The organism is Simplicispira sp. 125, from assembly GCF_003096555.1.
Taxonomy (GTDB): Bacteria; Pseudomonadota; Gammaproteobacteria; order Burkholderiales; family Burkholderiaceae_C; genus Simplicispira.
This window is the reverse complement of sequence record NZ_QEKM01000001.1, coordinates 3,673,800-3,687,061: the sequence shown is the minus strand read 5'-3', so window position 1 is coordinate 3,687,061 and position 13,262 is coordinate 3,673,800. Positions and strand designations below refer to the sequence as shown.

General features: G+C 63.4%; 9 protein-coding genes. 8 read left to right on the top strand and 1 reads right to left on the bottom strand.

Annotated elements, in window-relative coordinates:
- Positions 1-46: 46 nt before the first annotated feature.
- The 7 genes from C8D04_RS17290 to C8D04_RS17260 all read left to right on the top strand — a co-directional run bounded on the left by C8D04_RS17290 (position 47) and on the right by C8D04_RS17260 (position 10,862).
- Positions 47-592, top strand: a complete 546-nt coding sequence (locus C8D04_RS17290) for a TRAP transporter small permease (RefSeq protein ID WP_116002727.1) — start codon at positions 47-49, stop codon at positions 590-592.
- Positions 589-1,887: a TRAP transporter large permease gene (locus tag C8D04_RS17285; RefSeq protein WP_116002726.1), complete on the top strand. Its 1,299-nt coding sequence runs from the start codon at positions 589-591 to the stop codon at positions 1,885-1,887. The genes C8D04_RS17290 and C8D04_RS17285 overlap by 4 nt, the downstream gene beginning before the upstream one ends.
- A gap of 23 nt (positions 1,888-1,910) precedes the next feature.
- Entirely contained in the window at positions 1,911-2,948 is a 1,038-nt protein-coding gene (locus C8D04_RS17280) for a DctP family TRAP transporter solute-binding subunit (protein WP_116002724.1), read from the top strand.
- A gap of 351 nt (positions 2,949-3,299) precedes the next feature.
- Positions 3,300-4,700: an aspartate ammonia-lyase gene (locus C8D04_RS17275; protein WP_116002722.1), complete on the top strand. Its 1,401-nt coding sequence runs from the start codon at positions 3,300-3,302 to the stop codon at positions 4,698-4,700.
- Between the two features lie 181 nt (positions 4,701-4,881).
- Positions 4,882-6,186, top strand: a complete 1,305-nt coding sequence (locus tag C8D04_RS17270) for an efflux RND transporter periplasmic adaptor subunit (protein ID WP_116002721.1) — start codon at positions 4,882-4,884, stop codon at positions 6,184-6,186.
- Positions 6,187-6,201: 15 nt separating this feature from the next.
- Complete coding sequence (locus tag C8D04_RS17265; protein ID WP_116002719.1) at positions 6,202-9,384, top strand: efflux RND transporter permease subunit; 3,183 nt, start codon at positions 6,202-6,204, stop codon at positions 9,382-9,384.
- Positions 9,381-10,862, top strand: a complete 1,482-nt coding sequence (locus tag C8D04_RS17260; protein WP_116002717.1) for an efflux transporter outer membrane subunit — start codon at positions 9,381-9,383, stop codon at positions 10,860-10,862. Before C8D04_RS17265 ends, C8D04_RS17260 begins: the two co-directional genes overlap by 4 nt.
- Positions 10,863-10,979: 117 nt before the next feature.
- Here the strand turns inward: C8D04_RS17260 and C8D04_RS17255 are convergent, their stop codons facing one another.
- A complete protein-coding gene (locus C8D04_RS17255; RefSeq protein ID WP_116002715.1) occupies positions 10,980-12,809 on the bottom strand; it encodes an ABC transporter ATP-binding protein/permease in 1,830 nt (609 codons plus the stop codon).
- A gap of 41 nt (positions 12,810-12,850) precedes the next feature.
- Here C8D04_RS17255 and C8D04_RS17250 point away from each other — a divergent pair, with 41 nt between their 5' ends.
- The gene (locus C8D04_RS17250; protein ID WP_116002714.1) at positions 12,851-13,261 is read left to right on the top strand and encodes an acyl-CoA thioesterase; all 411 of its coding nucleotides are present in this window, start codon (positions 12,851-12,853) and stop codon (positions 13,259-13,261) included.
- The last annotated feature ends 1 nt before the right edge of the window (position 13,262 follow it).

The window sequence follows — 13,262 nt, the reverse complement described above, 5'->3', positions numbered from 1 at the left end:
CGGCCTTGCACGCCGTGCTTCAGAACCTCCCACGCGACCTGCAACCATGTCCTCCCATCACCCCGCCGCGCCCGAGCGCCCGGCTGCGCCTTCCATCCCTGTCGCCGCCCCTGCCCAAGCCCGCTTTCTGGGTCTGGAAGACTGGCTCACCGTGATCGTCATGGCAACCCTGGCCCTCATCACCTTTGCCAATGTGCTGGTGCGCTATTTCACTGATTCTTCTATTGCCTGGACCGAGGAAATTTCGGTCTTTCTGATGATCGTGCTGGCCATGGTGGGTGGCTCGGCCGCCGTCGCGCGCGACCGCCACATCCGCATTGAATACTTTGCCGAGAGCGGCTCGTTGAAACGGCGCCAGCGGCTGGCCCAGCTGGGCGCACTGATGGTGGCGCTGCTGTTTGCCACCATGGCCGTACTCAGTGTGCGCCTGGTGTGGGACGACTACCGTTTTGAAGAAACCTCACCCGGCATTGGTGTCCCACAGTGGTGGTATTCGATCTGGCTACCGGTGTTCTCCACGCTGATTGCCCTGCGTGCACTGGGCCATTTCGTACGCAGTGGTCGCAAGGCCCGTCAGGAGCCTGCGGCATGACGGCAACCTTGCTGTTCGTGGCCTTTGCGTTGCTGATGCTGGCCGGTGTGCCCATCGGCGCTGCGCTAGGCCTGGCAGGTGCCACCGCTATTGCTGTCGCCAATGCCGATTCACAGTGGTTTGGCCTGCTGGCCGTGCCGCAGAATTTTTATGCCGGTCTGGGTAAATACCCCTTGCTGGCCATTCCGATGTTTGTGCTGGTGGGGTCGATCTTCGACCGCTCGGGTGTGGCGCTGCGGCTGGTGAATCTGGCGGTGGCCGTGGTGGGGCGCGGCCCCGGCATGCTGCCGCTGGTCGCGATTGGCGTGGCCATGTTCATGGGCGGTATTTCGGGCTCCGGCCCGGCAACGGCGGCAGCCATTGGCGGGGTCATGCTGCTGGCCATGCAGCGCGCAGGCTACCCGCCGGCGTATTCGGCCAGCGTCGTTGCGGCGGCCGCATCCACCGACATCCTCATCCCCCCCTCGGTGGCCTTCATCGTCTATTCGGTGCTGGTACCAGGCGCCTCGGTACCGGCGCTGTTTGCCGCCGGTATGGTGCCAGGCATTCTGGCCGGTTTGGCGCTGGCTGTTCCCACCGTGTGGCTCGCTCGGCGCCACCGCATGGGACAGCTTGAAGCGGCCCTGCCGCGCCCTCCTTTCTGGCGCAGCCTGCGCGACGCCGCGTGGGGCCTGGCGGCGCCGGTGGTGATCCTGGGCGGCATGCGTGCGGGCTGGTTCACGCCGACCGAGGCAGCAGTGGTGGCGGTGTTCTACGGTTTGTTCATAGGGATGGTCATTCACCGCACGATCCGCGTGCGCGACCTGTTCGAGATCCTGCGCGAATCGGGCGAGCTTTCTGCCGTGATTTTGCTGGTGGTTTCGCTCGCCGCCATCTTTGCGTTTTCGCTCTCCACATTGGGCGTGATCGACCCCATCACCAACGCCATCGTGCACTCTGGCCTGGGCGAAGGCACGGTGCTGACGCTGCTCATCCTGATGCTGATCGTGCTGGGCATGTTCCTGGACGGCATCTCGATTTTCCTGATCTTTGTGCCGCTGATGATGCCCATCCTGCAACACTACCAGTGGGATCCGGTGTGGTTTGGCGTAATCCTCACGCTGAACGTCGCCATCGGTCAGTTCACGCCGCCGATGGCGGTGAACCTGATGGTTTCGAGCCGTATTGCCGGCGTGCGCATGGAGGACACGACGCACTGGGTGCTGTGGCTGGTGGGCGCGATGTGCCTCGCCATGCTGGGTGTGATTCTCTGGCCGCAGTTGGCGCTGTGGCTGCCAGCCTATCTGGGTTACTGATTTTTCACAAGGAGACTAAAACCATGAAACTGCGTACCTTCCTCACCTCGGCCGTGGCCGCCGCCTCGCTGCTGGCCCTGAGCAGCCCCGCAGCCTTGGCGCAAACCGCCTACAAGAGCGAATACCGCCTGTCGTTGGTGCTGGGCACAGCCTTCCCCTGGGGTAAAGGCGGCGAGCTGTGGGCCAACAAGGTGCGCGAGCGCACCAGCGGCCGCATCAACATCAAACTCTACCCCGGTGTTTCGCTGATCCAAGGCGACCAGACACGCGAGTTTTCGGCACTGCGCCAAGGTGTGATTGACATGGCAGTGGGTTCGACCATCAACTGGTCACCCCAGGTCAAGCAGCTCAACCTGTTCTCGCTGCCTTTCCTGATGCCCGACTACGCCGCCGTGGATGCGCTGACGCAAGGCGACGTTGGCCAAACCCTTTTCAAAACGCTGGACAAAGCCGGTGTCGTGCCGCTCGCCTGGGGCGAAAACGGCTACCGCGAGATTTCCAACTCAAAGAAACCCATCAAATCGCCCGACGACCTCAAGGGCATGAAGATCCGCGTGGTCGGCTCACCACTGTTCCTCGACACCTTCAGCGCCCTGGGCGCCAACCCCACGCAGATGAGCTGGGCCGACGCCCAGCCCGCCATGGCCAGCGGCGCCGTGGACGGCCAGGAGAACCCCTTGGCCATCTTCACCGCTGCCAAGCTGCACAGCGTGGCGCAAAAGTACCTGACGCTGTGGGGCTACATTGCCGACCCGCTGATCTTTGTGGTGAACAAGGACATCTGGAACTCCTGGACCCCCGCCGACCGTGAAATCGTGCGCCAGGCCGCCATCGAAGCGGGCAAGGAAGAAATCGCCATTGCCCGCAAGGGCGTGATCGAGGCTGACAAGCCCTTGCTCAAGCAAATTGAAGGCCTGGGCGTGACGGTGACCCAACTCACGCCCACCGAGCGTGCGGCCTTCGTCAAGGCGACCCGCCCGGTGTATGACAAGTGGAAGAGCCAGGTGGGCAACGACTTGGTCAACATGGCAGAAAAAGCGATTGCGGCGCGCAAGCAGTAAACACAGCGCTGCGCAACCAAACCACCCCGCTTCGGCGGGTTTTTTTATGTTCGCCCCACACGGACGCATATTTGCAGAAACAGGCTCCGCCACGAGTCGATGGTCCACGCCAGGCCACAGCCGTGGTTATGCGCAAAACTATGGACTTTATGCAGTTGCGCATTGATAATGCGTGTCTACGCCCTGCGCCATGGGCTTGCACCACAAAACCATGGCACAGGGCGTTTCTACGCGCGCAGCCAGCCCACGAAGCTGCGCTCCCCGCAGTGCTGATGAACTTCTGAACGCCGCCGGCCATCGGGCGGCGTTTGTCCTTGTATTGCGGTTTTTCCGCACCACGAAAGCAGATCCATGCGCCAAGAAAGCGACTTCATCGGAGTCAAGACCATCCCGCCCGCAGCCTACTGGGGGGTCCACACCGCCCGCGCGGTCGAGAACTTCCCGATCACCGGCCACACCGTAGCCCAGATGCCCGAACTCATTCGCGCCTTTGCCTTTGTCAAAAAAGCTGCCGCCCATGCCAACCTGCAGCTCGGCGTGCTCAACACCATGCAAGCTGGCGCCATTGTCCAGGCCTGCGACGACCTCATTGCCGGCCAGTTGCACGACCAGTTTGTCGTCGACGTCATCCAGGGAGGCGCCGGTACCTCCACGAACATGAATGCCAATGAGGTGATTGCCAACCGTGCCCTCGAGCATCTGGGATTGCCCAAAGGCAGCTACGACACGGTCCACCCGAACGACCACGTCAACGCCTCGCAAAGCACCAACGACGCCTACCCTACCGCGCTCAAGCTCGCGACCTACTTCGGCATCCAGAATCTATTGGCTTGCCTGGCCGCCCTGCGCGGAGCGTTCCAGGCCAAGGCCGTTGAATTTGCCCCCGTCCTCAAAATCGGCCGCACACAACTACAAGATGCCGTGCCGATGACGCTGGGCCAGGAGTTCACCGCCTTTGCCAGCATGATTGCCGACGACGAAAAACGCCTGCGTGAATCGGCCTATCTGATGACCGAAGTGAACCTGGGCGGCACCGCCATTGGCACCGGCATCAACGCGCCCGTGGGCTATGTGGCCGCCGTCATTCCGAAGCTCGCCGAACTCTCGGGCGTGCCCGTCACCGCTGCGGCTGACATGATTGCCGCCACCGCAGACACCGGCGCATTTGTCGATATCTCGGGCATCTTGAAGCGCATCGCCAGCAAGCTCTCCAAGATCAGCAACGACCTGCGCCTGCTTTCTTCAGGCCCGCAGGCCGGGGTGGGTGACATCAAGCTGCCCGCACGCCAGGCCGGTTCGTCCATCATGCCGGGCAAGGTCAACCCGGTGATCCCCGAGGTAATGAACCAGGTGTGCTTTGAAGTGATCGGCAACGACGTGGCCATCACCATGGCGTCCGAAGCAGGCCAACTGCAGCTCAACGCCTTCGAGCCGCTCATGGGCTGGGCGCTCCACAAGAGCCTGACACACCTGGCGCACGCCTGTCGCACGCTGCAGGTCAACTGCGTCGAAGGCATTGAAGCCAACCACGCTCTGCTGGACCAGCGCATTACGGAGTCGATCACCCTGGTGACGGCGCTGAACCCGATCATTGGCTACGAAAAGGCCGCCAGCATTGCCAAGGCCGCCATGGCCAGCGGAAAGGCCATTGCCGTCACTGCCGAAGAGCTGGGCATCATGGGGCAGGTAGAAATGCGGCAGTTGCTGGTGCCAGAAAAGCTGACCCGGGTGGGGGCACTGAGCAAGAGCTGAGCGTATTGCAGGGGGTCTGCTGGAATACCCTCAGCAACCGCCTGCACTTCAGGGTCAGGGGGGCCTGCAGCTGAAGCGGCCGTCCCTCCAAGCAGCCGAACGCGCACAACGAATATCCCACTTTATCAATCAGACACATTGGCTTGTCACAATTCGTAGGCACTTCTGGACGGCTTCTTTCATGCACTTTCAGTCCCACGATTTCAATCCCCCTCTGACGGCTTGCGTTGCCCGCGCTCGGCATCCTGCAGCACACGTTCAGCCGTACGTTCGCTGGTCCGCATTCGCACTTGGTTTGCTGATCAGTGGCTTGCTCGCCACGGGATGTTCGGACAAAGCGCCCGCCGCGGACAAGAATGCCGCCGGCGCAGCCAAGGAGCCCACCAAGGTCGGCGTAATCACCCTGCAGTCACAAGCCCAAACGTTGACCAGCGCACTGGCCGGTCGAACCAGCGCCTTCATGAGCGCGGACATCCGGCCACAGATCAACGGCATCGTTCAAAAGCGGCTGTTCACCGAGGGTGCGATGGTGAAGGCCGGGCAGCCGCTCTACCAAATCGACGCAGCGCCCTACCAGGCCGCTGAAGCAGCCGCCAAAGCCGCGCTCGCCAAGGCGCAGGCCCAGGCGCGCACTGCCGAGGCCAACGCCAAGCGCAATGCCGAACTGGTGCGCATCGATGCCATCAGCCGCCAGGCCTACGACGAGAGTCTGGCAATTGCGGAGCAAACAGCGGCCGACGTCGCGGTGGCGCAAGCAGCCCTGGCGACTGCGCGCATCAATCTTGGCTACACGCGCATCGTCGCGCCCATTTCTGGACGCACAGCGCTCTCGAACGTCAACACAGGCGGTTTGGTGACGGCCAATCAAGTGGGTGTACTGACCACCATTTCGCAGCTCGATCCCATGTATGTGGACGTGACACAGTCGAGCAGCGATTTGCTGCAGCTCCAGCGCGATCTGGCCGCGGGCCGTTTTGAAAAACTGGGCGAAGGTGCCGTGCGCATCACGATTCTCCTGGAGGACGGCAGCAGGTACACCCACCCTGGACGGCTGCAGTTTGCCGGTGTCACGGTGAACCCGAGCACGGGAGCCGTCACGCTGCGTGCGGTGGTGCCCAACCCCGACGGCATGTTGATGCCGGGCATGTATGTGCAAGCCCTGTTGCCGACCGGTATCTCCAGCGACGCGCTTCTGGTACCGCAGCGGGCCGTGACGCGCGACATTGCCGGCAAGGCCAATGTGCTGGTGGTAGGGCCAGAGAACAAGGTGGCGCGCCGCCCGATCGAGATCGACCGCGCCGTGGGCAGCCGGTGGCTGGTCAACAGTGGCCTGTCCGCTGGCGACACGGTCGTCGTGGATGGGTTCCAGCGCATCAAGCCGGGCGACACCGTAGCCCCGCAACCGGTGCAATTGCCTGACGCACCAAACCCTGCGCCGGGGGCGTCAGCGGCGGCGGCCTCCCCTGCCAGCAACCCTGCCCGCTAAGCGCAGGCCCACACCATGGCACCGTTCTTCATCAACCGGCCTATCTTCGCGTGGGTGCTGGCCATCGTCATCATGCTGGCGGGTGGTTTGTCCATCTTCACACTGCCGCTGGAGCAATACCCCGACATCGCGCCACCCAACGTGACGATTGGCACGACCTACACCGGCGCTTCTGCCGAAACGGTGGAAAACTCGGTCACCCAGGTGATCGAACAGCAACTCAAGGGCATCGACAACCTGCTCTACATGGGTTCGACCAGCGACGCATCGGGCCAGTCACGCACCACGCTGACGTTCAGCCCGGGCACCAACATCGACGTAGCGCAGGTGCAGGTGCAAAACAAACTGCAATCTGCCGTCAACCGCCTGCCCGAAGCCGTCAAGAGCCGCGGCGTATTCGTCAACAAGGGCGGCAACGACTACCTGACCACCTACAGCTTCACCTCGCCCGACCCGAACGTGAGCCAAGTGGACGTGGGCGACTATCTCTCGACCAATCTGGTCGATGTCATTGGCCGCGTCGATGGCGTGGGCGATGTGCGTGTCTTCGGCACGGGCTATGCCATGCGCATCTGGATGAACCCGGCGCTGCTGGAGAAATTCGCGCTGATGCCGTCGGATCTCATTGCTGCGCTGAACGCGCAGAACGCGCAGGTCTCGGCCGGCCAGCTGGGCGCCCTGCCCGCGCCACCGAACCAGCAGCTCAACGCCACCATCACGGCGCGCACCAAGCTCAAGACCGTGGACGAATTCAAGAACATCCTGCTCAAGGTCGCACCAGACGGCTCCGCAGTGCTGATGAAAGACGTGGCCCGTGTAGAGCTGGGCGCCGACAACCTATCCATCACCTCGCGACTCAACGGAAAGCCTGGCGCCGGCATGGGCATCGTGCTGGCCGATGGCGCCAATGCCACCTCCGTTTCCGACGCTGTGAACGCCAAGCTGGCGGAACTCCAACCGTATTTCCCCAACGGCTTAACGTCATTCATCAGCTCGGACTCCACCCCCTTCGTGCGTGCCTCCATCAAGGAAGTGGTCATCGCACTGATGGAGGCCATCGTTTTGGTGGTGCTGGTGATGTTCCTGTTCCTGCAGAACATGCGCGCCACGCTGATTCCAGCCATTACGGTGCCGGTCGTGCTGCTGGGCACCATGGGCGTGCTGTCGATTGCCGGCTATTCGATCAACACGCTGACCATGTTCGCTCTGGTGCTGGCCATCGGCTTGCTGGTGGACGACGCCATCGTGGTGGTCGAGAACGTCGAGCGGGTCATGTCGGAAGAAGGCTTGTCCCCCAAAGAGGCCACCCGCAAGTCCATGGCGGAAATCACCCCGGCACTGATCGGCATTGCCCTCACGCTGTCTGCCGTGTTCATCCCCATGGCGTTCTTCGGCGGCTCCACCGGCGTCATTTACCGGCAGTTTTCCATCACTATCGTATCGGCCATGGCGCTTTCGGTGTTCGTGGCGCTGAGCCTGACACCCGCTCTGTGCGCAAGCTTGCTCAAGCCGGTGGCGCGGGGCCAGCACGATACGCATGGCGGCACACCGCGGCGCGGGCTGCTGGGCATTTCGGACCGTTTTTTCCACTGGTTCAACAATCAGTTCGACCGCAACGCCAGCCGCTACCAGGGTGCAGTGGGGCGCTTGCTGCACAGCAGCAAACGCATGCTGCTGGTGTTCCTGGTCATTTGCGGCGGCACCGCGTTCCTGTTCAGCAAACTGCCCACGTCGTTCCTGCCGGTGGAAGACCAGGGCTACATGCGCATCCAGATCAGCCTGCCACCGGGCAGTACCGACGCGCGCCTGCAGGCGGTGATGCAGGAAGTCCAAAACTATTTCGCCAAACAGCCCGATGTGATCAGCTTCAACTCCATCACCGGCCTGAGTGGCGACCAGGCGTCGGCGCGTGGCTTCCTGCGCCTCAAAGACTGGAGCGAGCGCCAGCGACCAGACCAGAGCGCCGAGGCGATTGCCCGCAAAGCCACCCAAGACCTCACAGTACTGCGCGACGCACGCATTTTTGTGACACTGCCGCCCGCAGTGCGCGGCCTGGGCTCAGACTCGGGCTTCAACTTGCAGCTCAAGGACCTCAGCGGAGTGGGGCATGACGCATTGCTGCGCGCACGCGACCAGGTGCTGGAACTGGCCAAGGGCAACCCACAGATCCGCACGCTGCGCACGACCAACCTGGATGACAGCTCGCAGCTGGGCGTCACCATCGACGACCGAAAAGCCGCCGCGCTTGGTGTGAGTACCGCCAACATCAACAGCGTACTGTCCAGTGCCATGGGCGGCACCTATGTCAACGACTTCCTGAACGATGGCCGCGTCAAGCGCGTGTATGTGCAGGGCGACGCTCCGTACCGCATGCTGCCCCAGGATATCGGCCAGTGGACGGTGCGCAACGACAAGGGCGAAATGGTGCCTTTCAGCGCGTTTTCTTCAACCAACTGGACGTATGGGGCGCCGCAACTGCAGCGTTACAACGGCAGCCCGAGCTACGAATTCGTTGGTGACTCTGCGCCCGGCGTGAGCTCCGGCGCAGCGATGGATGCGGTCGAGGCCATCCTCAAACAACTGCCCGCGGGCGTGGGCTACGAGTGGACCGGCGCATCGCTGCAGGAGCGGCTGTCGGGCGCACAGGCTCCGCTGCTCTACGCCGTCTCGGTGCTGTTCGTGTTCCTGTGCCTGGCCGCGCTGTATGAGAGCTGGACCGTGCCGCTCGCCGTCGTCCTGGCCGTACCGCTGGGCGTGGTGGGGGCGCTGGTCTTCACCGGTGTGCGCGGACTGTCCAACGACGTGTACTTCCAGGTGGGCCTGCTCACCACCGTGGGCCTGGCGTCCAAAAACGCCATCCTGATCGTCGAGTTCGCGACGCAACTGCAGGAAGCCGGCCGCAGCGCTTACGACGCCACAGTGCAAGCTGTGCGCCTGCGCCTGCGCCCGATCCTGATGACGTCCATGGCGTTCGGCTTTGGCGTCTTGCCACTGGCGCTGGGCACGGGCGCTGGCGCCGGAGGCCGGCACGCCATCGGCACTGCGGTGCTCGGTGGTGTGATTTTTTCCACCACGCTGGGCATCTTCTTCGTGCCTGTGTTCTTCCTGGTGATCCGCAGTTGGTTTGCCAGTCGCTCACGCCACGAAGACAACGCCCCGCCGCCACCCGAAGCGCCTGTTGTGGAGGACGCCGTATGAATACGCCTCCTTTGTCGACACCCCCTGGCCCAGCGTGCGCGCCTGCACGCTCGGCACACCATGACAGCACGGTGCCGCTGTGGGTGACTGCGACCCTTGTCGCATCGCTGGCCGGTTGCATGAACCTGGCACCGCCCACACGCACTCCGGCAGCGCCCGTGCCCGCCGCCGTGGGCACCACGGCAGACGCTGTGCCAGCGCAGCCCACCGCCCAAAGCCTGGATCAAATCGAGGCCTTGGCCTGGGTCCAAGCACCCCAGTTGCGCCAGGTGCTCGCACTGGCACTCGCCAACAACAGCGACCTGCGCCTGGCCTTGACCAACATTGAAAAGGCCCGCGCGCAGTACGGTGTGCAGCAGGCCGACCGGCTCCCGACCGTGGCCGCATCGGCCCAGGCCAGCCGCACCCGGGCGGCGCAGGACCTGACGACGGCCGGGCGCGACCAGACCACCAGCCAGTTTGTCGCGCAGATCGGCTTTGCCAGCTACGAGCTCGACCTGTGGGGCCGTGTGCGCAACCTGAACGAGGCCGCCCTGCAGCAGTTTTTGCTCAGCACCGAGACCCAGCGCAACGTGCAGATCAGCCTGGTGGCCGATGTTGCCAACGCATGGCTCACACTGGCCGCCAACCAGGCCCGACTCGCACTGGCGCAAAGCACGCTCGAGTCGCGGCGCAAGGCGTTTGCCATCACACAGCGCATCTACGAGCTGGGCGCCACCTCCGGGCTGGTGCTGGCACAAAACCAGACCACCGTCGATTCGGCACGCGGTGATGTGGCCGCTTATTCCAGCCAGGTAGACCGCGACCGCAATGCGCTACAACTGCTGGTGGGTGGCCCGGTCCCCGAAGCGCTGCTGCCGTCGCCACTGGGCAGCAACTCGCTCGGCGTTGCCGCCTTGGCAGCACTATCAACGCCTGTACCCTCCAGCCGGCTGCTGGTACGCCCCGACATCCAGGCGGCCGAACACGCGCTGCGGGCAGCCACGGCGAATATCGGCGCCGCCCGTGCCGCCATGTTTCCCTCCATCAGCCTGACCGCGTCGACCGGTGCAGCCAGTAGCGAGCTGTCCAACCTCTTTGGCGCAGGCAACGGCACCTGGAGTTTTGTGCCGCTGGTGCGCCTGCCCATCTTCGACGGCGGCCGCAACCGCGCCAATGTGCAGGTGGCGCAGGCCAATGAGCAACTGGCGCTGACCCAGTATGAAAAAACGGTGCAGACCGCGTTTCGCGAAGCTGCCGATGCGCTGGCCGACCGCGCGCGCTGGGCAGAACGCCTTGAAGCCCAGGCGTCCCTGCTGGCGGCCACGCAAAAGGCGTTCGACCTGTCGGAGGCACGCTTCAAGGCCGGTGTGGACAACTATCTGTCGGTGCTGGACGCGCAGCGCAGCCTCTACGCAGCGCAGCAAACGCAGATCTCGCTGCTGCTGGCCGAGCAGGTCAATCGCGTCACGCTGTACAAAGTGCTCGGCGGGAGTTAATGATTCAACCGCACATTGATATAAAAACAATAGCTACTAATGCTTGCCATATAAGCGTTAGAGGCTAATTTCACCTGATTTTTTACACCCAGAACGGGCCTGTAGCACATCCATTGCTCAGGCGCTTGCGCCATCCCCATTTTGCTGCAGCGCCCACATCTGCGCATAACGCCCTCCTGACGCGAGCAGCACGCCGTGCGTACCGCGCTCGACAATGCGGCCGCCGTCCATCACCAGGATCTCGTGGGCATCGACCACGGTGGAGAGGCGGTGTGCAATGACCAGCGTGGTCTTACCGCGCGCCACGCTGCGCAGCTCGGCCTGGATGGCGCGCTCGTTGGCTGAATCAAGGGCAGAGGTGGCCTCGTCAAACACCAGAATGGGCGGGTTCTTGAGCAGGGTGCGGGCGATCGCCACGCGCTGCTTCTCGCCGCCCGAGAGCTTGAGGCCGCGTTCGCCCACCATGGTGTCGTAACCCTTGGGCGTGGACGCAATGAAGTGATGGATGTGCGCAGCGCGTGCGGCCTGTTCCACTTCCTGCGGGGTAGCGCCGGGGCGCCCATAAGCGATGTTGTAGGCCACCGTGTCGTTGAACAGTACGGTGTCCTGCGGCACGATGCCTACGCACGAACGCACGCTGGCCTGCGTGACGCTGCGCATGTCCTGCCCGGCCAGGCTGATGCGGCCTTGCTGAATGTCGTAGAAACGAAACAGCAGCCGCGCCAGCGTCGATTTGCCCGCGCCCGAGGGTCCCACCACAGCCACCGTTTTGCCTGCCGGTATCTCAAAACTCACGCCGCGCAGAATAGGGCGGTCAGGTTCATAGGCAAAGTGCACGTCTTCAAAACGCACCGCCGGGCTGGTGCCAGCGGCGATGTGGAGCGGCTCGGCGCCCGGTGCATCGGCCACCTCGCGCTCGCGGTCCATCAGCGTGAACATCTTGTCCAGGTCTGCGAGGTTCTGCTTGATCTCGCGGTAGATCACGCCAAAGAAGTTGAGCGGGATATAGATCTGGATCATGAAGGCGTTGACCATGACCAGGTCGCCCAGCGTCATGCGGCCATCGGCCACACCCTGCGTGGCGCGCCACAGCATGGCCACCAGCGCGGTGGCAATGATGGCCTGCTGCCCGCTGTTGAGCATGGACAGCGTGCTCTGGCTCTTGAGCCGCACACGGCGCAGACCTTCCAGGCTTTCGTCGTAGCGGCGCGCCTCGAATTCTTCGTTGTTAAAGTATTTGACGGTTTCATAGTTCAGCAACGAATCGACGGCTTTGGTGTGCGCCGCAGAATCCAGCGCATTGGCCTCACGCCGGAACTTGGTGCGCCACTCGGTGACGACCACCGTGAATGCGATGTACACCACCAGCGCAGCCAGCGTGATCCAGACGAACCACATGTCAAAACGTGAACCCAGGATGGAGAGCACCAGCACCACCTCGACCAGCGTGGCAATGATGTTGAACAGGGCGAACGAGATCAGCGACTCGATACCGCGCACGCCGCGCTCAATGTCGCGCGTCATGCCGCCCGTCTGGCGCTCCAGGTGAAAGCGCAGGCTGAGCGCGTGCAGATGCCGGAAGGTAGTCAGGGCAATGCTGCGCGCCGCACCCTGCGTGGCCTTGGCGAACACCAGCTCACGCAATTCGGTGAACAGCGAGGTGGTCCAGCGCAAGGCCCCATAGCCCAGCAGCAGCGCGACGGGCACCACCAGCAGCGCAGTCACGGCGCCAGGGGGCACCGCCATCGCATCGACCAGTTTTTTGAGCAGCAACGGTACGCCCACATTGGCCAGCTTGGCCCCCACCATGAAGGCCAGTGCGGCCAGCACGCGCCATTTGTACTGCCACAGATAGGGCAGCAAGCGACCCAGGGTGGCCCAGTCAGAATGGGTGCGCACCGGGGCGCCGGGTGATGTTGGGGGAGAGGATTCGCCGTGGTGGCGCATGAGGGACAATTCTGTTGGTTACTTCTACCGAGATTGTGCCCATGTCCGACACCCCCAGCCGCACCTCCGCCCCATTACCCACCGACAAGGAACTGGTGCTCAAGGTCATTCCCATGCCGGCCGACACCAATGGCAACGGCGACATCTTCGGCGGCTGGGTCATGGCCCAGGTGGACCTGGCCGGCTCGGTGCTGCCCGCACGCCATGTGCAAGGCCGCATGGCCACCGTGGCAGTGAACGAGTTTGTCTTCAAGCACCCCGTGCGCGTGGGTGACATCCTGTCGTTCTTCTCCAGCGTCAAGCGCATCGGCCGCACCTCGATCACGGTCGACGTGGAGGTCTTCGCCGAACGCTTTTCCGAGCAGGGCAACTATGTCAAGGTGACCGAGGCGCTGGTGACCTATGTGGCCATTGACGCCGAAGGCCGCCCACGCCCCCTGCCCGTGCGCTGAT